This is a genomic window from Flavobacterium anhuiense, from assembly GCF_001705175.1.
In the GTDB taxonomy this organism is placed as follows: domain Bacteria; phylum Bacteroidota; class Bacteroidia; order Flavobacteriales; family Flavobacteriaceae; genus Flavobacterium; species Flavobacterium anhuiense.
The window spans coordinates 3,842,383-3,867,577 of sequence record NZ_CP016907.1; the positions used below are offsets into that span (position 1 = coordinate 3,842,383).

General features: G+C 36.6%; 12 protein-coding genes. All 12 read left to right on the top strand.

Annotated elements, in window-relative coordinates; translation table 11 throughout:
- Window positions 1-38 precede the first annotated feature (38 nt).
- The 12 genes from BB050_RS16515 to BB050_RS16570 all read left to right on the top strand — a co-directional run bounded on the left by BB050_RS16515 (window position 39) and on the right by BB050_RS16570 (window position 25,154).
- A complete protein-coding gene (locus BB050_RS16515; protein ID WP_066034331.1) occupies window positions 39-956 on the top strand; it encodes a glycoside hydrolase family 43 protein in 918 nt (305 codons plus the stop codon).
- A gap of 217 nt (window positions 957-1,173) precedes the next feature.
- On the top strand, window positions 1,174-3,039 hold the full coding sequence (locus BB050_RS16520; protein ID WP_066034332.1) for a sialidase/neuraminidase family protein: 1,866 nt from the start codon (window positions 1,174-1,176) through the stop codon (window positions 3,037-3,039).
- Between the two features lie 157 nt (window positions 3,040-3,196).
- Entirely contained in the window at window positions 3,197-5,977 is a 2,781-nt protein-coding gene (locus BB050_RS16525) for a glycoside hydrolase family 78 protein (RefSeq protein ID WP_066035203.1), read from the top strand.
- Between the two features lie 268 nt (window positions 5,978-6,245).
- On the top strand, window positions 6,246-7,664 hold the full coding sequence (locus BB050_RS16530) for an acetylxylan esterase (RefSeq protein ID WP_066035204.1): 1,419 nt from the start codon (window positions 6,246-6,248) through the stop codon (window positions 7,662-7,664).
- A gap of 310 nt (window positions 7,665-7,974) precedes the next feature.
- Window positions 7,975-10,425 carry a glycoside hydrolase family 95 protein gene (locus BB050_RS16535; protein WP_066034333.1) on the top strand — a complete coding sequence of 817 codons (2,451 nt, stop codon included), beginning with the start codon at window positions 7,975-7,977 and terminating at the stop codon, window positions 10,423-10,425.
- A gap of 178 nt (window positions 10,426-10,603) precedes the next feature.
- Window positions 10,604-12,172 carry an MGH1-like glycoside hydrolase domain-containing protein gene (locus BB050_RS16540; RefSeq protein ID WP_066034334.1) on the top strand — a complete coding sequence of 523 codons (1,569 nt, stop codon included), beginning with the start codon at window positions 10,604-10,606 and terminating at the stop codon, window positions 12,170-12,172.
- A 266-nt stretch (window positions 12,173-12,438) separates the two neighbouring features.
- A complete protein-coding gene (locus BB050_RS16545; RefSeq protein WP_066034335.1) occupies window positions 12,439-15,189 on the top strand; it encodes a glycoside hydrolase family 78 protein in 2,751 nt (916 codons plus the stop codon).
- Window positions 15,190-15,233: 44 nt separating this feature from the next.
- Window positions 15,234-16,064: a BRO-N domain-containing protein gene (locus tag BB050_RS16550; RefSeq protein ID WP_066034336.1), complete on the top strand. Its 831-nt coding sequence runs from the start codon at window positions 15,234-15,236 to the stop codon at window positions 16,062-16,064.
- A 247-nt stretch (window positions 16,065-16,311) separates the two neighbouring features.
- Window positions 16,312-17,457 carry a sialidase family protein gene (locus BB050_RS16555; RefSeq protein ID WP_066034337.1) on the top strand — a complete coding sequence of 382 codons (1,146 nt, stop codon included), beginning with the start codon at window positions 16,312-16,314 and terminating at the stop codon, window positions 17,455-17,457.
- Between the two features lie 156 nt (window positions 17,458-17,613).
- Entirely contained in the window at window positions 17,614-18,498 is an 885-nt protein-coding gene (locus tag BB050_RS16560) for a sugar phosphate isomerase/epimerase family protein (protein WP_066035205.1), read from the top strand.
- 180 nt (window positions 18,499-18,678) lie between these two features.
- Window positions 18,679-21,408 carry an alpha-d-galacturonidase gene (locus tag BB050_RS16565; protein WP_066034338.1) on the top strand — a complete coding sequence of 910 codons (2,730 nt, stop codon included), beginning with the start codon at window positions 18,679-18,681 and terminating at the stop codon, window positions 21,406-21,408.
- Between the two features lie 224 nt (window positions 21,409-21,632).
- On the top strand, window positions 21,633-25,154 hold the full coding sequence (locus tag BB050_RS16570; protein ID WP_066034339.1) for a malectin domain-containing carbohydrate-binding protein: 3,522 nt from the start codon (window positions 21,633-21,635) through the stop codon (window positions 25,152-25,154).
- The last annotated feature ends 41 nt before the right edge of the window (window positions 25,155-25,195 follow it).

Consider the following 25,195-nt stretch of genomic DNA (forward strand, 5'->3'; position numbering starts at 1 on the left):
AGTTCGAAACTCTGACAAAGTTTTAAACGGAACACAATATGAGAAAAATATTCATCATACTAACCCTTTCGCTTTTTGCGATATCTTACGCACAGAAAGAGAAAGAACTCTATCTTTTTACGTCGTTTAGAGAACCCGCAACAGAAGGTTTATATTTGGCATACAGCGAAGACGGCTACAATTGGAAAGGTTTAGAAGGCTCATTTTTAAAACCTGAAATCGGAGCCAGTAAAATTATGCGTGACCCGTCCATCACAAAAGGAGCAGACGGAATCTATCACATGGTTTGGACAACCGATTGGAAAGGCGGAAACGGTTTTGGCTACGCAAGTTCTAAAGATTTGATTCATTGGTCAGAACAGCAATACATTCCTGTAATGAAAAATGAACCAGAAGTCGTAAACGTTTGGGCGCCTGAGATTTTTTATGATGATGTAAAAAAAGAATACATAATTATTTGGGCATCAACAATTCCGTTCCGATTTGAAAAAGGGGTGGAGGACGAGAAAAACAACCACAGAATGTATTACGTAACGACTAAGGATTTCAAAACGTTTTCAGATACAAAATTGTATTACGACCCAGGTTTTAGCGTAATTGATTGTGTGATTGTCAAAAAAGGAAAGAAAGATTATGTTTTGGTTTTAAAAGATAACACAAGACCCATGCGAAACATAAAAGTAGCTTTCGGAAAATCGCCTTTAGGGCCGTTTGAAAAAAGCTCAGAACCTTTAACAAAATATTTATCAGAAGGTCCGACAGTGGTGAAAGTGGGTAAAAATTGGTTGTTGTATTATGATAATTACGGTTCAAAAAATTATAAAGCGTTAAGCACAACAGATTTTGTTCATTTTGAAGATGTTTCGTCTAAAATAAGCCTTCCTGAAGGACACAAACACGGAACGATTACAACAATTTCAAACGAAGTTTTAAAAGGATTAATTGAAAAGAAATAGTATTTCACGCAGATTTAAAATGATTAAGCAGATTAAACAGATTTTTTATTCATCTGCGTGAAATAATACTCTCGCAGATTAGGCAGATTTAGCAGATTAATATTTAAGATGATAAAAATAAAATCTGCGCAATCTGCTAAATCTGCGAGAGAAAAAAGAGAGATCAGCGCAAATCAGCTAAAATCAGCAAAATCTGCGTGAAACCAAAAATATAAATATGATTGCTTTCCAAAACATAAAAACCAACATCATTACAACAGCCACAATCCTTTTGGCTTGTACCGCTGTAAATTCGCAGAACGACACGGTGCGTTATGTTGGTAAAACACTTTCTAACATCGATTACCATCACGGGATGTTAAGTCCAGCAGTTGGAGTTCACGCCACACAAATTATGCGTGCTAGCCGTGAACACCCAGAAAAAGCAGATGGTTTCGGATGGACATACAACCACCAGCCAATGATGGCGTATTGGAATAATACTTTTTATCTGCATTATTTAAGTGATCCTTCTGGGGAACATATTCCGCCAAGCCAAACTTTATTGATGACATCTAAAGATGGAGTAACTTGGACAAAACCAGAAGTGATTTTCCCAATTTACCGAATTCCTGACGGATGGAAAAAAGAAGGAGTAGAAGGAGTTGCTAAAAATCTCGATGCGATCATGCACCAGAGAATGGGTTTTTATACCTCAAAAGACAAACGACTTTTTGCTTTGGCTTATTACGGAATTGCAATGGATGAAAAAGATGATCCAAACGACGGAAAAGGAATTGGTCGTGTAATTCGTGAAATCAAGAAAGACGGAAGTTTCGGAGAAATTTATTTTATCAGATACAACAAAACTTGGGATAAATCGAAATCGAAATTCCCATTTTATACCGCATCAAAAGACAAAGGTTTGAAAAAAGCCTGCGAAGAAATTTTATCTGAACCACTAGTTTTACAGCAGTGGGTGGAAGAAGCCGATCGCGACGATGAACTTATTCCGTTGCAGAAACCTTACAAAGCATTTAGTTATTACCATTTGCCAAACGGAAATGTGGTGGGTTTATGGAAACATGCTTTAACTTCAATCAGTAGAGACGGCGGAAAATCGTGGGATTATATGCCATTGCGTGCGCCAGGATTTGTAAACAGCAATGCTAAAATCTGGGGACAAAAAACGTCTGATAATCGTTATGCAACCCTTTACAATCCATCAGAATATCGTTGGCCTTTGGCGATTTCAACTAGTGATGATGGACTGAATTATAAAGATTTATTGTTAGTTCACGGAGAAGTAAGTCCAATGCGTTACGGCGGAAACTACAAATCGGCTGGCCCTCAATACGTTCGTGGAATCACAGAGAAAAATGGAACTCCGCCTGACGGAAAAATCTGGGTGGGTTACAGTATGAACAAAGAAGATATTTGGGTGGCGTCGATTCCCGTTCCTGTAACTTCGGTGGTCACAGAACAAGCAAATGATGTTTTCAATATGCTTCCAGACGGAGAAGAATTGAAAATGTGGAATACGTACGATCTTTCATGGGCATCAACAAAAATCGAAAAGAAAGCCGATGGCAAAAAATGGCTGACTTTGAGAGACCAGGATTATTTTGATTATTCTCGTGCTGAAAGAGTAATTCCTTTTACATCAAAAATGGAAGCCATTTTTACAGTAAAACCGGAACAAAACAATCACGGTTTATTACAAATTGAGTTTCAAAATAAACAAGGCCTGCCTTCAGTAAGATTGGTTTTTGACAGCGACGGTCAATTGAAAGTAAAAACGGGAGCACGTTTTAATACAATTGCTAAATACGAAGCCAATAAAACGTATAAAGTAGTTGTAAAATTAGATGCTAAAAACCGTCAGTACACTGTAAAAGTAAATGACGAAAAAGAATCAACCAAGATATTTTACGCGCCAAGAGATGGTTTTGAACGAATCATGTTTCGCACAGGAGAGCAGAGACATAATCCAAATCCGGACACAGCGCCAGACACAGACGATTATGACGACCTGCCTCAAACCGGAAAATTAATCCCAGAAGCAGTATTTAATATCGAATCGTTGATTACTAGAAAATTGTAAAAGTTGAAATAGCCACGAATTCACGAATTGTTTTTATAATCGATACGTAGTTTTTGTCATAAATTAATCGAATTATATTTTGGTAAAAATTCGGAAAATCAAACACAAAGAATAATTAGAGAAAATTCGTGAATTCGTGGCGAAAAAAAAATACAAAGTGAAGTTTTTTAAAAACATATTATTAGCCGTTTGTCTTTTAGTTACTGTAGTTTCTAAAGGACAAATTTTGCCTGTACGCTTAACGACGGAAATGGCTGAAAACCCATTAGCAGTTGTGGAGAATAAGCCGAGATTGGGTTGGCAGTTGGTTTCAAAAGAATCCAATGCATCGCAAATTGCCTATTTGATTTTAGTTGCCTCTTCTGAAGAAAAACTAAATAATGACGATGGAGATATTTGGAACACAGGAAGAGTAAATACCGATAAAAACCTACATATTGTTTATAACGGAAAGCCATTAAAAAGCGAAACCAAATATTTTTGGAAAGTGAAAGTCTGGAGTCAGGAAGGTAAAGTTTCAAAATGGAGTAAGAATGCTTCCTTTAGAACTGCTCCGTTAGAATCAGATTTAAATCCAACTTGGATTGGTGCGATTACAAAAGCAGACAGTCATTTGCCAGAAGGAAGAACCTATCACACAGCCACTTTCAATAGAGAAAAAAAGAATTCGTTTATCAATGCTTCCGATTCTTTGGCGCGAAGAAGTATCATGCTTCGTAAACCTTTCGAAGTTGAAAAAGCAGTCAAAGAAGCCTTTGTTTATATTTCAGGTTTAGGACATTACGAATTGACAATCAACGGTAAAAAAGTGGGCAACAGTCAATTTGCTCCACTTTGGACAGATTATGATAAAACGGTTAATTACAACGTTTACGAATTAAGCGCAAAAGATTTTCAAAAAGGCGATAACGTAATTGGCGTTTTGTTAGGAAACGGAATGTACAATACGCTTGCCGAAAGATATACCAAATTCTTCGTGAGTTTTGGTCCGCCGACTTTATTCTTCAAAATGAAAATCAAATACAATGATGGCTCGGAAGAAATTGTAAAATCAGATGGAACTTGGAAATACAGTAAAAGTCCGATTACCTACAACAGTATTTTTGGGGGAGAAGATTACAATGCTAACCTAGAACAAAAAGGTTGGGGAAATAAAGGTTTCAAAGATAGAGATTGGAAAAAAGTTGTCGTTCAAGAGGCCCCAAAAGGAGTTTTAAGGCCACAAACTGCTCCGCCAGTTACAATTCAAAAACAATACGAAGTTAAAACGGTAAAAGAGCTGAAACCGAATTTCTATGTTTTTGATATGGGACAGAATCTTTCTGGATTTCCAACGATTAAAGTAAAGGGAAAAAGAGGACAGTCGATTCGTGTTTGGGTTGCGGAAGGATTAAATGAAGAAGGTACAATTGCGCAAGGAAGATCTGGAAAACCCTATTATTACGACTATACTTTAAAAGGTGATGGAATAGAAGAATGGACGCCAAAATTCAGTTATTATGGATATCAGTATGTTCAGATTGAAAACATTAATTATAAAGAAGATAAGAATAAGGAACTTCCAACTTTGGTTGATTTAAAATCAAATTTTATTTACAATTCGGCTGGAGAAGCGGGAAGTTTTGCCTGTTCGAATGAAATTTTCAACAAAACACACGAACTGATCAATAACTCGATAAAAAGTAATTTTCAAAGCGTTTTTACCGATTGTCCGCAACGTGAAAAGTTAGGCTGGCTGGAAGAAATTCAATTGAATGGCCCAGGTTTGATGTTCAATTATAATTTGCAGACTTTCTTTCCTGCAACGATGCAGAACATTTCTGATTCACAACGTGATAACGGTTTAATTCCGACGATTGTTCCAGAATATGTGATTTTCGGTGGCGATTTTACCGATTCTCCAGAATGGGGCGTAACAGGCGTGATTTTGCCTTGGATGTACTATGAATATTACGGAGATGTTTCATTATTAGAGAAATATTTTCCTGTAATGAAGAAGTATGTGGATTATTTAGGAACAAAAGCGACAAACAACATCGTTTCTCACGGATTAGGCGATTGGTACGATTACGGAACACATGCAGCTGGATATTCAAAAAACAGTCCGATTGCGCTTTCGGCGACTTCGCATTATTATTACGGAACTTATTTGACGGCCAAAGCAGCTAAATTATTAGGCAAAACCGGAGATTTTGAAAAATACAATGCATTGGCTTCGGAGATTAAAACAGCTTTCAATAAGGAGTTTTTCAACGAAGAAACTAAACAATACGGAACCAATAGTCAGTTTAGCAATGCTGTTCCAATTTTTATGGACATTGTAGAACCGCAGTATAAAGAGGCAGTTATGCAGAATCTTTTAGCCGATATCAAAGAAAAAGGAGATCGTCTGACAACGGGAGATGTTGGAAATCGTTACTTATTCCAAACTCTAGCACAGAACGGCGAAAACGAAACGATGTACAGAATGCATAATCATTACGATGCACCAGGTTATGGTTTTCAGATTAAATTTGGCTTGACCACTTTAACAGAACAATGGGATCCGAGAAAAGGAAATTCGTGGAATCACTTTATGTTAGGACAGATCGAAGAATGGTTTTACCAAAGTTTAGCCGGAATCAAATCGGATCCTGACAAACCGGGTTTCAAACACTTTTTTATTCAGCCAGAAGTGGTTGGTGATATGACTTTTGCAAAAGCTGAATATCAATCGGTTTACGGAAAAATTGCTTCTTCTTGGGAGAAAAAAGACGGCAAATTTATTTTGAATGTTAGAATTCCTGTGAATACGACAGTTACGATAAAACTTCCTGTTTCTAAAAGTTCTGAAATAAAAATTAATGATAAAAGGGCTAGAGCAGGTTTTAATGAAAAAGATAAAAAACAGATTTTAGAATTAGGTTCAGGATTTTATACAATAGAATGTCAATTGTAATTATGAGTTATGAGTTATGAATTATGAATTATGAATTATGAATTATGAATTATGAATTATGAATTATGAATTATGAATTATGAATTGTAATTAAGCTCAAAAAAAAAGAGAATCAATTGTCTCCAGCTTTAGCTGGAGGTTCAAAATAAGACAAATGAAAGGGCTTTAGCCAAATGAATAAGTTAGGCTAAAGCTAATTTAGAAATCAATTTGTTTTCCTCCAGCTAAAGCAGGAGGCAATTCAAAAAATGTGTTGAATTACATCAAAATGAAAAATTTAAAATACATCTTAATAGCTTCCATTTTTGCTTTGACATTTGCTCATGCCCAAAGTACTTCTGATACTAATTTTAGAAAACCGGTATCAGAAACGCTTAAAAAAATAGAAACGGTTTTTAACGTAACCATCAACGATGACAGAGGTTTGTTGAAAGGAAAAGAACTGGACTATGCCGATTGGAGAATTGAACCGGGAAACCTGCCACTTTCGCTGACCAATATTTTGGCGCCGTTTGAATTGATGTATTTTAAACAACCCGATGGAACCTACATCATACGCAAGTATGAAAACCATAAAGTTTCGGTAGATAAAGGAAAAGAACGCTTGTTTTACTTAGAAAGCCTTTATTCGACAAAAGAAGAATGGGAGAAACGCAAAACGGAGTTAAAAGCTTGTATGATTGAATCATTTGGATTAGAAAAGGCACCCCCAATGCCCAAGTCTAAACCACTTTTAACTCCAAAAAGAATTTACAAAGACTACAGTGTAGAAAATATTGCTTTGGAAATTCTTCCGGGAGTTTATGCCACAGGATCGATTTACAAACCGTATCCGTTAAACAAAAAAGCAGCGGTTATTCTAACTCCTGACGGACATTTTGGTGACGGAAGATATAGAAAAGACGAGCAGTTCAGATGTGCGATTATGGCAAAAATGGGTGCCATTGTTGTAGCTTACGACTTGTTCGCGTGGGGAGAATCGTTATTGCAGTTTCCTGAAGAAACGCACAGAAACAGCATCGCATCTACCGTTCAGGTTTTGACTGGAATTCGTTTTCTGGATTATTTAGCAACGGTTAAAAATGCGGATATGTCAAGAGTTGGTGTTACTGGAGGCTCTGGCGGAGGTTCGCACACGATGTTTTTGGCAGCGATTGATGATAGAGTGAAAGTTTCGGCTCCGGTTGTAATGGTTTCATCACACTTTTCAGGCGGTTGTCCATGCGAAAGCGGACGCGGCATTCACTTATGCGGAAACGGAACTAATAACGCCGAAATTTCAGCAATGATGACGCCAAAACCGCAATTGATTGTTTCGGATGGAAAAGATTGGACATTGGCGGTTCCAGAATTGGAATTTCCTTTTATCCAAAGAACGTATAAATTGTACGGAAAGAAAGATTTAGTAGAGAATGCCCATTTTGCCAAAGAAGGACATGATTTCGGAATCTCTAAGCGCATGGCTTTGTATCCTTTTATGGCGAAATATTTAGATCTAGAATTGAATAAAGTGAAAAACGATAAAGGCGAAATTGACGAATCAACTTGTGTGATTGAACCAAAAGAAAAGTTGCTGGTTTTTGGAGATAAAGGCGAAAAACTGCCTAAAAATGCTCTGAAAGACATCAACAAATTATATGAAATGTTCGGAGAAAAAAATCTGAAAGTTTGCGAAGTTAAAAAATAGCCACGGATTCACGAATTATTTTTTATATACGATGCTTTTTGTTTTAAATTACTTGAATTCAGGGTTTTGGTGAAAATTGGAGAAATAAAACGCAAAGAATAATTAGAGCAAATTCGTGAATTCGTGGCGAAAGAAAAGAGATTTATTGAGCTAAAAAATAGCCACGAATTCACGAATTATTTATTATAAACAAAACGCAATTTTTACCTAAAATTACTCGAATTAATCTTTTTGGTAAAAATTAGAGAAATAAAAACGCAAAAAATAATTAGAGCAAATTCGTGAATTCGTGGCGAAAAAAAAATATACTATGAAGTTAAAAATTAAAATAACGGCGATTTGTCTTGGAATTTTTTCCATAACTGCAACAGCTCAAAACGACCTAAAATTATGGTACGATAAACCTGCGTCTATTTGGAACGAAGCTTTGCCTTTGGGCAACGGACGTTTAGGCGCAATGGTTTTTGGCGACCCAGCGGTGGAGCGTTTGCAATTGAACGAAGAAACGATTTGGGCGGGTTCTCCAAACAGTAATGCGCATACAAAATCAATTGAGGCTTTGCCAAAAGTGAGACAGTTGATTTTCGAAGGAAAATTTGATGAAGCGCAGGATTTGGCTACCAAAGATATCATGTCGCAAACCAATGACGGCATGCCGTATCAGACTTTCGGAAGCGTTTATATTTCATTCAACGGACATCAAAAATATACCGATTATTACCGTGACTTAGACATCAGCAATGCTACAGCTAAAGTAAAATACAAAGTAAACGGAGTTGAATTTACAAGAGAAATTCTAACCGCATTTTCAGATCAAGTCATTGTGGTGAAGCTTTCTGCGAGCAAACCAGGACAGATTACTTGTAACGTTTTCATGAACAGTCCGATTGATAAAACGGTAACTTCGACAGAAGGAAATCAGATTATACTTTCTGGAACGGGAACTAACTTTGAAAATGTAAAAGGAAAGGTAAAATTTCAAGGAAGACTTACTGCTAAAAACAAAGGAGGAGAAATTGATGCGAGCAATGGCGTTTTAAGTATTAACAAAGCAGATGAAGTGATTTTATACATTTCTATTGCAACAAACTTCAAAAACTATAAAGATATTTCTGGAGATGAAATTGCAAAAAGCAAAGACTATTTAGCGAAAGCGGAAATAAAAGATTTTGAAAACATAAAAAAAGCGCATGTTGACTATTACCAAAATTTCTTCAACAGAGTTGCTTTAGATTTAGGTTCAAACGAATTGGTAAAGAAACCAACAAACGAAAGAATCAGAGATTTTTCGAAACAATTCGATCCGCAGTTAGCCTCTTTGTATTTCCAATTCGGGCGTTATCTTTTAATTTCAAGTTCTCAGCCGGGCGGACAGCCAGCGAATTTACAAGGAATTTGGAACGATATGGTTACACCGCCTTGGGACAGTAAATATACCACAAACATCAATGCCGAAATGAATTACTGGCCGGCACAAGTAACTAACTTGCAGGAAATGCACGAACCGTTTGTACAAATGGCAAAAGAATTGAGTGTGACAGGTGCAGAAACGGCCCGAATGATGTACAATACCAGCGGATGGGTTTTACACCACAACACCGATATTTGGCGTGTGACCGCCCCGGTAGATTCAGCTGCGTCAGGAATGTGGCCGACTGGTGGCGCTTGGGTTTGTCAGGATTTATGGGAAAGATATTTATATACTGGCGATAAAAAATATTTGGCTGAGATTTATCCAATCATGAAAGGCGCTGCCGATTTCTTTTTAGATTTCATGATTGTGGATCCAAATACAGGATATTTGGTGGTTGTTCCGTCAAGTTCTCCTGAAAACACACATGCAGGAGGAACAGGAAAAGCCACAATTGCATCGGGAACTACAATGGACAATCAGTTGATTTTTGATTTGTTTACGCATGTTATGGAAGCTTCGGCTTTGGTTGCTCCAGATGTTGCTTATGTGAAAAAAGTAAGCGATGCTTTGGCAAAAATGCCTCCAATGAAAGTAGGGAAACACAATCAGTTGCAAGAATGGCAGGACGATTGGGACAATCCGAAAGACAATCACAGACACGTTTCGCATTTGTACGGATTGTACCCAAGTAATCAGATTTCGCCAATAAAAACACCTGAATTATTTGAAGCCGCCAAACAATCACTAATTTATAGAACAGACGAATCTACAGGTTGGTCAATGGGATGGAAAGTGAATCTATGGGCAAGATTGTTAGACGGAAATCATGCCTATAAATTGATTCAAGATCAATTACATTTGGTAACAGCAGATCAAAGAAAAGGTGGCGGAACGTATCCGAATATGTTGGATGCGCATCAGCCTTTCCAAATTGATGGAAATTTTGGTTGCACTGCTGGTTTTGCCGAAATGCTGATGCAGAGTCAGGAAGATGCGATTCAGTTACTGCCTGCTTTGCCAACGGTTTGGAAAGACGGAAGCATAAAAGGTTTAGTAGCAAGAGGCGGTTTTGTAATCGATATGACTTGGAAGAACAATAAAGTTTCGGAGTTGAAAATCTATTCTAAAATTGGAGGAAACTGCCGATTGAAAGTGGAAAATACTTTAAAAGGTTCTTCGCTTAAAAAAGCAAAAGGGAAAAATACAAATCAGTTGTTTTATGATGTAGAAGTGAAGAAACCGATTATTTCGAACGAAGCAAAACTGGAGAAAGTAAAACTGCCAAATTACAATATTTACGATGTGAATATGAAAGCTGGGCAGACGTATGTTTTTACGGGGAATTAATATAAAATTAAGTCTAGTTTGTCATTCCGAGGAACGAGGAATCACACTCGAAACTCATCAAAGAAAAGCCAAACTGTGTAGATAAACTAGTGTGATTTGCTTCGCCTGTTCGCTATCGCTCGGGTCTCCTTACGTCGAAATGACAAAACTGTGAGAAAAGATATAAATTATAAAAATCATGTTGACAAATTTCAAACATAAAATAATAACACTTTCAATAGTAATCGCTTGTATAAACAGCGGTTGCAAATCTGGCGCAGGATCTTCACAATTAGGAAAATCGGCTATTTTAAAAGAAAAAAACTTCAAACATTATGTTGATTATTTCAACACAATGGAAGATGAAAATTTAAAATTTGCCATTCCGAATGACAGTGCTTGGGCTTGGATGGAAAAGAATATTCCGTTGTTTGAATGTCCGCAGCAGAATTTTGAGGAAATTTATTATTATCGATGGTGGACGGCTCGAAAACACATTAAAAAAACACCGCTAGGTTTCGGGATTACAGAGTTTTTGGTAGACCGTTCGTACGCCGATAAATACAATTTGATTGCTTGTGCTTTGGGACATCATATCAACGAATTCAGATGGGTTCATGATCCGAAATACATCGAACAGGATGTGAAAATTTGGTACCGAGGAAATGATGGAAAACCGATGAATAAATTGTATAAATTCAGCAGTTGGACAGCCGACGCTTTATACAATCGTTATTTAGTAAATAAAGATGAAAAATTCTTATTGGATTTGTATCCAGACATGGTTACAGATTATGCCGTTTGGGAAAAAGACCGCCAGCGCAAAGATGGTTTGTTTTGGCAGCATGACGTAAAAGACGGAATGGAAGAGTCTTTAAGCGGCGGACGAAAAGTTCAAAATGCAAGACCAACGATTAACAGTTATATGTATGGCAATGCAGTAGCGATTTCTAAAATGGCTGCTATGAAAGGCGATAAAGAAATGCAAGTAAAGTTCAAAGCTAAAGCTGATGAGCTACAGCAGTTAGTAGAAACAAAATTGTGGAATCCTAAAAGTGAATTCTTTGAAACTTTAACACAAAAAGATACGCTCGCGCAAGTTCGCGAGGCCATAGGATTTATTCCGTGGTATTTTAATCTTCCTGAAAAAGGAAAAGGTTTTGAAAAAGCTTGGGAACAAATTAAAGACGAAAAAGGATTTTCGGCTCCGTTTGGATTAACAACGGCAGAAAGAAGAAGTCCGAGATTTAGAACACACGGAACAGGAACCTGTGAATGGGACGGTGCAATTTGGCCATTTGCAAGTTCACAGACGTTAACAGCTTTGGCGAATGTCTTGAATAATTACGATCAGAATTTTGTTGGTAAAACGGACTATTTTAAACAAATGGAATTGTACGTACAATCGCAGTATTACAGAGGAAAACCTTATATTGGAGAATATTTAGATGAGATTACGGGGTATTGGTTAATGGGCGATAGAGAAAGAAGCCGTTATTATAATCATTCGACTTTCAACGATTTAATGATTACAGGATTGGTTGGTTTACGTCCGAGAGAAGATGAAAAAATTGAAGTGAATCCGTTGATTCCGCGAGAAAAATGGGATTGGTTTTGTTTGGATAATGTTCTGTATCACGGAAATATTATTACGATTCTTTGGGATAAAACAGGAGAAAAATATAAAAAAGGAAAAGGTTTTAGAATCTTTAAAAACGGGAAAGAAATTGCAGTTTCTGAGAAATTGGAACGAGTTGTTTCTGAGTAGACCTAATTGTTGTGTCGAATTGTTTCACGCAGATTTAAACAGATTTGAGCAGATTAAAATGATTTTTTTCATTTAAAAGTTTAGTTTGTCATCTCGGGGACAAGGGATCACCCAAGCAGGTCGGCAAAAGATTGTCGATTTACGTTGAGGAATTTCTAGTGTGATTTCTCGTTCCTCGAAATGACAAAAAAATCTGCTTATATCAGCTTAAATCTGCAAAATCTGCGTGAAATAAATATCATCGCAAAAGCAATAAAAATAAAATCATGAAAAAGTTTTTTTTACATCTTACACTAATCATTTTGCTTTCTACCATTTCGGCGAAAGCCCAAAACAAAATAATTGTGAGTGATTTAAAATGCGAAATGCTGACCAATCCAGAAGGAATTGATGTTTTACAGCCAAGATTAAGCTGGAAAATAAAAGCAGCTGTAAACGATGTAAAACAAACGGCGTATCAAATTATTGCTTCTTCAAGTTTAGAGAAATTGAATGCTGGAAATGGTGATTTATGGGATAGCGGGAAAGTGCAAAGTGATGCTTCTATAAACGTAATTTACAACGGAAAAAAACTAAAAGACCGACAAGACGTTTACTGGAAAGTAACTGTTTTTACCAATAAAGGCGAAGTTCAATCAAAAGAAACAGCGCATTTCAGTATCGGGATTTTGACTTATGCCGATTGGAAATCGACTCGATGGATTGGTTATGAAAAAACTTCAAAGGGAGATAGTATTTCCCAGTATTCGAGATTATCTGCTAGATATTTACGAAAAGAAATCGACTTAAAAAAGAAAGTCAAAAATGCCAAGGTCTATATCATGGGAATGGGCTTGTATGAGCTATACATTAACGGAAATAAAATTGGCGATCAGGTTTTGGCACCCGTTCCGACCGATTATACCAAGAATGTAAAATACAATGTTTTTGATGTGACTTCGCAGCTAAAGGAAGGAAAAAATGCGTTAGGAACGATTTTAGGAAACGGACGTTTTTTTACCATGCGTCAGGATTATAAACCGTATAAAATCAAAACTTTTGGTTATCCGAAAATGGCTTTGCAGTTATTTGTAGAATATACAGATGGGAGCAAAGATGTGATTCGCACAGATGATACTTGGAAAATTACAACTGATGGACCAATCCTATCCAACAACGAATACGACGGAGAAGAATACGATGCCCGCAAAGAAATGAAAGGCTGGAATACCATCAATTTTGATGATAAAAAATGGCTTTCAGTAGAATACGTTCAGGAACCAGGCGGATTCTATGAAGGACAGATGTCGGCTAATATGAAAGTGAAGCGTGAAGTAAAACCGATTTCAATCAAACAAACGCCAAAAGGAACTTATATCTTGGATATGGGACAAAATATGGTAGGTTGGCTGCAATTGAAAGTGAAAGGAAATACGGGAGATAAAATCACGATGAAGTTTGCTGAATCTTTACAGCCAGACGGTTCGTTGTACATTGCCAATCTTCGTGATGCCAAAACAACTGATATTTATACTTTAAAAGGCGGAGGGGAAGAAGTTTGGGAACCTCGATTTGTTTTTCACGGATTCAGATTTGTAGAGATTTCAGGATTTAAAAGCAAACCCGCTTTAGAAAATTTTGTTGGAAAAGTCGTTTACGATGATATTGCAACAATAGGAACTTTCGATTCTTCAAATCCGATAATGAATCAGATTTTTAAGAATGCGTGGTGGGGAATCAGCGGAAATTATAAAGGAGTGCCAATTGATTGTCCGCAGAGAAACGAGCGTCAGCCTTGGTTGGGAGACAGAACAACGGGAGCTTACGGAGAAAGTTTCTTATTCGATAATCAGACTTTATATGCAAAATGGCTGGACGATATTAAAAATTCACAAACCATAGATGGCGGAATTCCAGATGTGGCACCTGCTTTCTGGCGTTATTACGGCGATAATGTGACTTGGCCAGGAACGTATATTACCGTTGCAGATATGCTGTATCAGCAGTTTGGAGATGCAAAAGTGGTGGGAAAACAATATCCGTACATGAAAAAATGGATGGATTATATGGAAGAAAATTATTTGGTCGATGATATTATGACCAAAGATAAATACGGCGATTGGTGTGTTCCGCCTGAATCTTTAGAATTAATCCGTTCAAAAGATCCTTCTCGTTTAACTGATGGAGAATTGATTTCAAGCGCGTTTTATTATCAGCTTTTAAATATCATGAGAAAGTTTGCTGTGATTGCCAATGCTCAAAATGATATCAAACATTATGATGAATTAGCTTCAAGAATTAAAAAAGCATTTAATGCCAAATATTTAAATGCATCAAAAAATAATTATGCTAATAATACAGTAACGGCTAATTTACTGCCTTTGACTTTCGGAATGGTTCCGAAGGAATTAGAGCAAAAAGTTTTTGAAAATCTGGTTCACGAAGTGGAAGTAACCAAAAACGGTCATGTCAGCACAGGCGTTATCGGAACACAGTTTTTAATGCGAACATTAACCAATTTCGGTCGTGGCGATTTAGCTTTCAAACTGGCCTCAAACAAAACTTATCCAAGTTGGGGTTATATGGTGGAAAATGGTGCAACAACAATCTGGGAACTTTGGAACGGAAATACTGCAGATCCTGCAATGAATTCGCAAAATCACGTCATGCTTTTAGGCGATTTATTGATTTGGTATTACGAAAATATGGCGGGAATTAAGAGTAATCCGGAAACTCCAGGCTTCAAACAAATTGTTATGAAACCAGATTTTAATGCTGGATTGACTTATGTAAATGCTTCTTACGAATCGGTTTACGGTACAATTAAAAGTAACTGGAAAAAAGATAAAAAAGGTTTGGTTTGGAATATCTCGATTCCTGCTAACACAACGGCTGTAGTGTATTTGCCAAAAGCGAATGTTTCATTAATAACAATTAATAAGCAAAAATTGACTCAGTTTTCGACTTCTATTAAAATAGATATTACTAATACTATTATAATGTTACCTTCGGGATCCTATATTTTAAATGTAAAATAAGGAAGTTTTTTCGTACTATTGCAGACTGTTATAAAAAGTAATTTATGGATGCCATTAAAGTTTTTGAGGATAAAAAAGTACGAAGCCATTACGATAAGGATAATGAGATTTGGTATTTTTCTATAGTGGATATTGTTGAAGCTTTAACAGATTCTAAAAACCCTACAGATTATTTAAAAAAAATTAGAAAAAGAGATGTTGAACTTGGAAGTTACATAGGGACAAATTGTCCCCAGGTAACAATGTTGACTAATGGGAAAAAGCGTAAAACACTGGCAGGCAACGTTGAGAATATTTTTAGAATAGTACAATCAATTCCATCTCCTAAAGCAGAACCGTTTAAATTATGGTTGGCAAAAGTTGGTTATGAACGTATTCAGGAAATTCAAGATCCGGCACAAAGTATTCACCGTGCCAGAGAAAACTGGAAACAGCACGGAAGAAGCGAAAAATGGATTCAGCAACGCATGATGGGACAGGAAACCCGAAATAAACTAACAGATTATTGGAAAGAAGCCGGCATTGAAGAGAAAAATGAGTTTGCAATTCTAACTAATATTATTCATCAGGAATGGACCGGTCTTTCTGTGAAAGAACATAAAGAAGCAAAAGGGTTAAAGTTACAAAATCTTAGAGATCACATGAGTGAGGCCGAACTCATTTTTACAGCACTAGCCGAACTTTCTACAAGACAGATAGCGGAAAATGATGAAGCAAAAGGATTAATCGAAAATGCAGTGGCAAGTAAAAAGGGCGGAGCAGTAGCTAAAAATGCACGACTAGAACTTGAACAGCAAACGGGTAAAAATGTAGTGACAAATCAGAATTTTTTGCCTCCTTTAGAAACAGAAAAGACTTTACCTAAGAATAAATAATGTTTTTTTCAAAAAGTTTAACTCTAAACAAACTACTTTAATACATAAAAATGATTGGACTATTACGTTTTCGTCAGGAAATTTTGCGATTTACGTTAAATCAGCGGCATTTTTAATAATTCGGGACAGTACAGGATACATTGTTAATTTTTCAGTGTTATTTTTACACTTATTAAATATTTTTACCTAAAAAAATGTTAGGTATATATTTATAGCCAGAAAAAATAATTCATAATTTAAATTGATAATGAAGGTAACAAAATTAGCATTTGTCTTGTTTGGACTTTTCCTTTTAGGAAGTTGTAAATCTGCTTTAGAGAAAAAGACTTGGAAAGAAGGAATTTTAGTAGATCAGTTTGTTTACGATAAAGCAACTTATCCGTCTTGTCATGCGATTACAATCGTCGAAGCTACAAATGGTGATTTAGTTGCTTCTTGGTTTGGAGGAACTCACGAAAGAAATCCTGATGTCTGCATTTATGTTGCTATCAAACCAAAAGGAAGCGATACTTGGAACGAGGGCATAAAAGTTGCCGATGGCGTCATGAAAGACGGACCAAGATTACCAACTTGGAATCCGGTGTTATATCAAATTCCGGGTGGCGATTTAATGCTTTTCTACAAAATCGGACCAAAACCATCAGAATGGTGGGGTGTAATCAGGACTTCATCCGATGGTGGAAAAACTTGGTCTGAGGCGCAAAAAATGCCTGATGGTTTCTTAGGGCCAATCAAAAATAAACCTGTTTTATTAAGCAACGGAACTTTATTGTGTCCGTCAAGTATCGAAGGTGATGGCTGGAGGCTTCGTATGGAATCTACTCCAGATTTCGGAAAAACTTGGGTAATGGGCGATACGCTTCCAAGAGGAAAACAAAAAATCAATGCCATTCAGCCAAGTATTTTATTTCATAAAGACGGAAGCATTCAGGCTATCGGAAGAACTAGAAACAGAGCTATTTTTAGCACTTTCTCAAAAGACAACGGAAAAACTTGGTCAAATGTTGAGTTAATCGGACTACCAAATAACAACTCAGGAACTGATGCTGTAACTTTAAAAGACGGAAGACATTTACTAGTTTACAACCACGTTCTTCCTCCAGGAAAAGAAGCTAAAGGGCCACGAACGCCTTTAAACGTTTCGGTTTCAAAAGATGGAATTCACTGGAACGCAGCTTTGGTTTTAGAAGATTCAAAAATCAGCCAATACTCTTATCCATCGATCATTCAGAGTTCAGACGGAATGGTGCATATCGTTTATACTTGGAGAAGAGAAAAGCTGAAGTACGTAAAAGTTGATCCGAGTAAATTAGTGGCGCTTCCAATTAAAAACGGAATCTGGCCAGGCGAAGAAGGAAAAGTGGTGACAGCGGTAAAAGCGGAAGAAGAATAAATGAATTGAACCATTAAGAGATTAAGAAAGTTAAGTTGCTGTGTTTAATATATTTTTAAAGAACATTAAGCTTAACTTTCTTAATCTTCTAATGCAGAAATAATAAAAGTATTTAAGCTTAATTTCCTTAATATCTTAATGGTAAAACCAATTAACATGAAGCTAAATAAAAACTTAATTGTTGCAATACTTGTTCTTGTAGCATCAACATTCAACAGCTGTGCAACGGCTCAGTTTTCGAATAAAAAGCAGAAATATAAAGTGGCGGTTTGCGACTGGATGATTTTAAAAAGACAAAAACTAGGCGCTTTTGGTTTGGCTTCTGAAATAAAAGCTGACGGAATCGAGCTCGATATGGGAGGTTTAGGAAACCGTCCGACTTTTGACAGCAAATTGGGCGATCCTATAGAAAGACAAAAATTCTTGGACAAATCGAAAGAAACTGGCGTTGCAATCAGTTCAATTGCCATGTCAGGATTTTATGCTCAGTCATTTGCCACAAGAGAAATCACGCCAATGATTAACGATTGTATTCAGACGATGAAGAATATGAAAGTAAAAGTGGCGTATCTTCCGTTAGGAACACAAACCGATTTGGTTAAAAATCCAGAATTACGTCCAGAAGTGATTAAAAGACTGCAATGGGCAGGAAAAGAAGTGGGTAAAATAGGAGGAGTTATCGCAATTGAAACTTCTTTGAGCGCGACAGACGAGAAAAAACTTTTAGACGAAATCGGTTCAAAATACATTAAAAGCTCTTTCAACTTTGCAAATGCTTTAGACAATAAAAGAGATATTTCTTCAGAATTAAAGATATTAGGAAAAAAATATTTAGCTCAGATTCACGCTTCCAATACCGATCAATTTTGGTTAGAAAATGATCCTGCGATCGATATGCCAAAAATCAAACAGACTCTGGACGGAATGAAATGGAGCGGATGGCTGATTGTGGAGCGTTCAAGAGACGTGACACAAGTACACAATGTAAAAGCCAATTACGGAGCAAATGTGGCTTATTTGAAGAAGATTTTTCAGAATTAATATTTTTTAGCCACATATTAAAATGATTTTTTAATCTGTGGAAATCTTTTATCCCGATAGCTATCGGGAGTGGCAAAAGAATCAATATAAAATCTGCCAAATCTGCTGAATCTGCAAGAGATAATTTTTTCACGCAGATCTAGCAGATTATTTTAGAATGAATACCCAAAACAGCATACCATGAAATATTTACAATTACTTTTTTTATGTCTTTACGTTTCTTTCGCGACAGCACAAAACATCACAGTTGTGAGTGATGCAAATTCGCCAAGAGCAAAATTTGGAGCAGAGAAATTATCAGAAACGCTTACGTCAAAAGGTTTCAGCGTAGTTTCTTCTGATAAATTCAAAAAATTAAAAGATAAAGTAATTGTTATTGGAGAAAAAGGAACTGACTTTTGGAAGAAAAATGCTAAAAGCGCTAAAATCGACGATAGCAAATTAACCAAGAAGGAAGGTTTTCAGATTCGTACTCAGAACAATGTAATTTATGTTGAAGGAACAGATGCAAGCGGAACATTATATGGCGCATTAGAATTGGCAGACAGAATCAAAAATTCAGGTCAGCTTCCGTCAGAAATCAATATTGAAGACAGTCCGGAAATGGTTTTACGTGGCGCTTGTATCGGAATGCAGAAACCCGTTTATCTTCCAGGTCGCGATGTTTACGAATATCCGTATACGCCAGAAACTTTTCCTTGGTTTTATGATAAAGCGCTTTGGATTAAATATTTAGATATGCTGGTAGAAAACCGCATGAATTCTTTGTATTTATGGAATGGACATCCTTTTGCATCTTTAGTAAAATTAAAAGAATATCCGTTTGCAGTTGAAGTAAGTGATGAAGATTTCAAAAAGAACGAAGAAATCTATAAATTCTTAACGGTTGAAGCCAACAAACGTGGAATTTGGGTCATTCAGATGTTCTATAACATTCTTGTTTCTAAACCATTTGCAGAGCATTACAACATTAAAACACAAGATCGTTCTAGACCGATTACGCCATTATTGTCCGATTACACCAGAAAATCTATTGCAGCTTTTATCGAAAAATATCCAAATGTGGGTTTGATGGTTTGTTTGGGGGAAGCAATCAATACGGTTGATGACGACGTAGAATGGTTTACCAAAACGATTATTCCAGGTGTCCGCGATGGTTTGCAGGCATTAGGAAAAACAGAAGAGCCTCCAATTATTTTGCGCTCTCATGATACAGACGGACCTTTGGTAATGGAAAAATCGCTTCCATTATACAAGAATCTCTATACTGAAAGTAAATATACGGGTGAATCTTTAACGACTTACACTCCAGGCGGACCTTGGGGAGAAACGCACAAACAATTGAGCGCTCTAAAATCGATCCATATTGAGAATGTTCACATTTTGGCCAATTTGGAACCTTTCAGATACGGTTCGCCCGACTTCATTCAGAAAACGGTAAAAGCCATGCACAACATTCATGGAGCAAATGCACTGCATTTATACCCGCAGGCATCGTATTGGGACTGGCCTTATTCAGCAGATAAAACAAAATCAGGCGAACGTTTATTAGAAATGGATCGTGACTGGATTTGGTACAAAGCTTGGGCAAGATATGCTTGGGACAGTAAAAGAGATAGAAACGAAGAAGTTCAGTTTTGGGATAAAGATTTAGCGAAGAAATTCGGAACAAGTCAAGAAGCGGCTAATAATATTTTAAAAGCTTACGAAGAAACTGGAGAAATTGCACCAAAAACCTTAAGACGTTTCGGAATCACAGAAGGAAACCGTCAGACTTTATTGCTAGGAATGTTCGAAAGCCAATTGGTAAATCCATCAAAATGGAGAGTGTATCCTGGATTCCACGAATCTTGCGGGCCTGCGGGAGAATTGCTTTTGGAATATGCTAAAAAAGAATGGAACAAAGAACCGCATTCTGGCGAACTACCAACGCAGATTATTGCTGAAATTACAGAGCACGGAAGACTGGCTGTTGAAGCCATTGATAAAGCCGAAGCAAGTGTTACGAAAGACAAAGAAGAATTTGCGCGCCTTAAAAATGATATTCATGCTTATAAAGCGTTTGCTGATTTCTTCTCAGAAAAAGTAAAAGCAGCATTATTGGTTTTAAGATATAGTTATTCAAATGACATTACCGATTTAGACAAAGCAATGCCTCATTTAGAAAAAAGCATCGAGTACTATGAATTATTGGTAAACTTGACAAAAGATACGTATTACTATGCCAACAGTATGCAGACTGCTCAACGCCGAATCCCAATTGGAGGAGACGACGGAAACAACAAAACTTGGGCTGAATTATTACCGCACTACGAACGAGAATTGGCTAATTTCAAGAGAAATTTAGAAAAGCTAAAAGCATCAAAAGATGGTAAAATTGAAACCAAAGAAGGAAAACCTTGGAAAACTGCTGATGTAACTTTTATCGACGAAAAACCGGGAAGTTATTTAGTAAAAACAGGAACAAAAGTATATGGAACAGATATTTCTGAATTAACGAAAATTGCTCCAGAGCTTCAAAATTTAAGAGGATATTCGTTTGTAGAAAATGAGCAAAACGAAAAAGGAACGCATTTGAAGTTTAGAAACACAAAAGCGGTTAAATTAGTGGTGGGGTATTTTAATTCAGATCAAAAGAGATTTTTATTACCGCCGAGTTTGGAAACTGATGCTGCAGGAAATGCTCATGGCCAAGCCGAAGTTATTCTAGCAAGTGCCATGAATTTAAAAGAGCTTCCAAGAGTAAATATTCATACGTATACTTTCCAGCCGGGCGAGAATAAATTAGATTTAGGAAAAGGAAAGGTATTGATTTTAGGTTTTATCGACGCAGATCAAACCATAACACCACGTGATGTAGGCTATATCGATGCAGGAGAAAAAGCAGCTATTGACTGGTTGTTTTATTAAAGACAATGTTAAACCTAACAGGTTTATTCAGGAAGTATAAGCACAACTTGTCATCCCGAGAAACGAGGGATCTCCGCAAGAAGCTCGACAACAGTTTGTCGAAATTTCCTATGCGGAGCTACTTGCGGAGATTTCTCCTCATATCTAAATGACAAAAAAAGCGAGACAATTTCGTAGAAATAAAAACTTAAATTACCTTATATAGCTTATATGGTTTAGAAAATATGAATAAAATAGTTTTTTTTATTTTTTGTTTTTTCTCAAGTTTTTGCTCTGTTTGGAGTCAGAGCAAAGATTCGGGGAAGTTTCGTAAAGAAATTTCGCTGAATTCATCTTGGGAGACCGTAATACTGGATAATCTTCCGCTGAAAGAAGAAGATTTTGTAGAAAATCCAAAAACTGGTTCCAATTGGCAAAAGGTTAGTGTGCCTCACAATTGGGATCAGTATTATGGTTTCAGAAGAACAAAACATGGAAATTTGCACGGTACTGCTTGGTACAAAAAAACATTGAAACTCGACAAAACTGCTGCTGGAAAAAGACTTTTTTTGTTTTTTGAAGGCGTTAGTTCTTACGGAACAGTTTGGGTAAACGGCAAAAAAGTGGGCGAGCACAAAGGTGGGCGAACCACTTTTACGCTTGATATTACCAAAGCTGTTTCTTTAGAAAAAGAAAATCAGATTCTGGTAAAAGCATCGCATCCTTCCTTTATTGCCGATTTGCCTTGGGTTTGCGGAGGCTGTTCGGGTGAATGGGGATTTTCAGAAGGTTCTCAGCCAATGGGAATTTTTAGGCCAGTCACTTTGGTCATTACAAACGATGTTAGAATTGAGCCTTTTGGCATTCATATTTGGAATGATAAATCGGTTTCAAAACAAAAAGCAATTCTTAATACTACAACTGAAATAAAGAATTACGGTACTTCACAGCGAAATTTGACTATCGAAAATATTCTTTTGGATGCCTCAGGAAAGAAAGTTGCTATTATAAAAAGCGACAACAAAATCAATTCGGGAGAAACAAAAGAAATAGCACAGACACTTCCTGAGATTCAGAATCCAAAATTATGGTCGCCATCCAGTCCGTATTTGTATAAATTGGTTACTTCAGTTTATGAAAACGGAAAAATAATCGATCAGTTGACAACTTCTTATGGAATCCGTTGGGTGAGCTGGCCAGTAAGTCGTGATGGAAAAGACAATCGTTTTTTCATTAATGACGAGCCTGTTTTTATAAACGGAGTTTGCGAATACGAACATTTGATTGGAAAAAGCCATTCGTTTTCAGATGAAATGATTCATTCCAGAATCGAACAAATTAAAGCTGGCGGATTTAATGCTTTTAGAGAAGCACACCAGCCTCATAATTTATTATATCAAAAAGAATTAGACGAAAACGGAATCTTATTCTGGAGTCAGTTTTCAGCACATATTTGGTACGATACGCCCGAATTCAAAGAAAATTTTAAAACTCTGTTGCGAGAATGGATTAAAGAACGCAGAAACAGTCCATCTGTCGTAATGTGGGGATTACAGAACGAAAGTACAATTCCAAAGGAATTTGCGGAAGAATGCACACAGATAATTCGTGAAATGGATCCGTTATCAGCTTCACAAAGAATTGTAACGACTTGTAATGGAGGAGAAGGAACAGATTGGAATGTCGTTCAAAATTGGTCAGGAACGTATGGAGGAGATCCGTTAAAGTATCATTTGGAAATGACCACTCAATTGCTAAATGGTGAATACGGAGCATGGCGTTCTGCCGATTTGCATACAGAAGGCGAATTTGACCAAAAAGGAATTTTAAGCGAAAACCGTTTTTCTCAGCTAATGGAAATTAAAGTCCGTGAAGCCGAATCGGTAAAAGATAAAATTGCTGGTCAGTTCAACTGGCTTTTTGCTTCGCACGAAAATCCGGGACGTGTACAAAACGGAGAAGGTTTTAGAGATATTGATAAAGTTGGACCCGTAAATTACAAAGGGCTTTTTACGATTTGGGGCGAGCCTTTGGATGCGTTTTACATGTATCGAGCGAATTATGTTTCCAACAAAACGAATCCGATGGTTTATATCGTTTCGCATACTTGGCCAAGCCGTTGGGAAAAACCGGGAATCAAAAACGGAATCGATATTTACTCGAATTGCGACGAAGTAGAATTGTTCAACGATGTGAATAAAGTTTCACTTGGAAAACTTAAAAATCCAGGGATTGGACAGCATTTTCAATTTAATAATGTCAATGTTCAGTACAATGTTTTATATGCGGTTGGATATGTAAACGGAAAAGCGGTTGCAAAAGATTATATTGTTTTGAATAATCTGCCTAAAGCGCCAAATTTAGAATCTCTGGTTGCTGATAAAAATGATATTTTAAAACCCAATAAAAGTTACAATTACCTTTACCGAGTAAACTGTGGCGGTTCTGAATTGAGAGATAGTTCTGGAAATGTTTGGTCTGCAGATAGACATAAAAGCGGACAAAATACCTGGGGTTCGTTATCATGGACCGATAATTTTGAAAAATTGCCAGACTTTTTTGCAAGCCAAAGAAAAACTTTTGACCCAATAAACGGAACAAAAGATCAGGAATTATTTCAAAGTTTTAGATACGGAGTTGATAAACTGCGTTACGAATTTCCTGCGCCTGACGGAGAATATTTAGTAGAATTATACTTTACAGAGCCGTGGTACGGAACTGGTGGCGGAATGGACTGCAAAGGCTGGCGTTTGTTTGATGTAGCAATCAACAATAATGTAGTTTTAAAAGATTTTGATATTTGGGCAGAAGTTGGATACGACAATGCCTTGAAGAAAATATTCGTAGTAAAAAGCGTTAACGGAAAAATTGTGATTTCGTTTCCAAATGTAAAAGCTTCACAAGCGATAATTTCTGCGATTGCGATTGCTACGAAAGATAAAAATGTTAAACCTGTTACAGAATCTCCAAGCAATATTCAAAATGTGAGTTTAGATGCTAAAGATTTTAAAATTGCGTCTTGGTTAGATATTAATTCGAAGCAATATGCTGATTCAGAAGTGAGTTTTACCGAATTGCCTGCAGAAGTTTTTGGCGCGGATTATTTGCAGTTTTCAGTTAATTCAAAAAATAAAGGTTCATTTACTGCAAAAGAAGAATCGACGATTTATGTTTTACTTGACAGTAAAATCAAAACAGTAAACGGACTTTCGGATTATAAAAAAACAGAAGAAAAAGCGAAAAATAGCAACGGAGTTTTATTTAATGTTTTTATTAAAAAAGTAAATAAAGGCGAGAAAGTTCTTTTTGATAATGGAGAAACAATCTCTACCATTGTGGTCGTTCCAACTTACGATATGGGCGAGAAAGACGATTCAAGACCTGTCGTAATCATCGAAGCTGAAAAGACAAAAACGACCGGAGACGGAATCGAAAAAGGAAATTTCAAAAAAGCTGATTATGTCGAATTCACAAAAAAGACCAATAATAGCATCGAATTTGAAGTAAAACCTGGCGTTGCAGGAATCTATTTAATGCGTTTCCGTTTTATGAATCGGAATGAAGTGCCGATGAAAGTGAAATTCAAAATGGAAGATGCCTACGGAATTTTAATGCGAAATGATACTATTGAATTTTTCCCTTCACCTGAAAAATGGAAGATTTTGAACACAACATCAGGAGGTTATATCAATGCGGGAACTTATAAAATTACTTTAGAAGGAGATGATTTGAAAGGATTGATGTTGGATAATTTCGAATTTCAGTAGGTTTTTTTAGAGGGACAAAGTGACAGAGTAACAAAGTGACA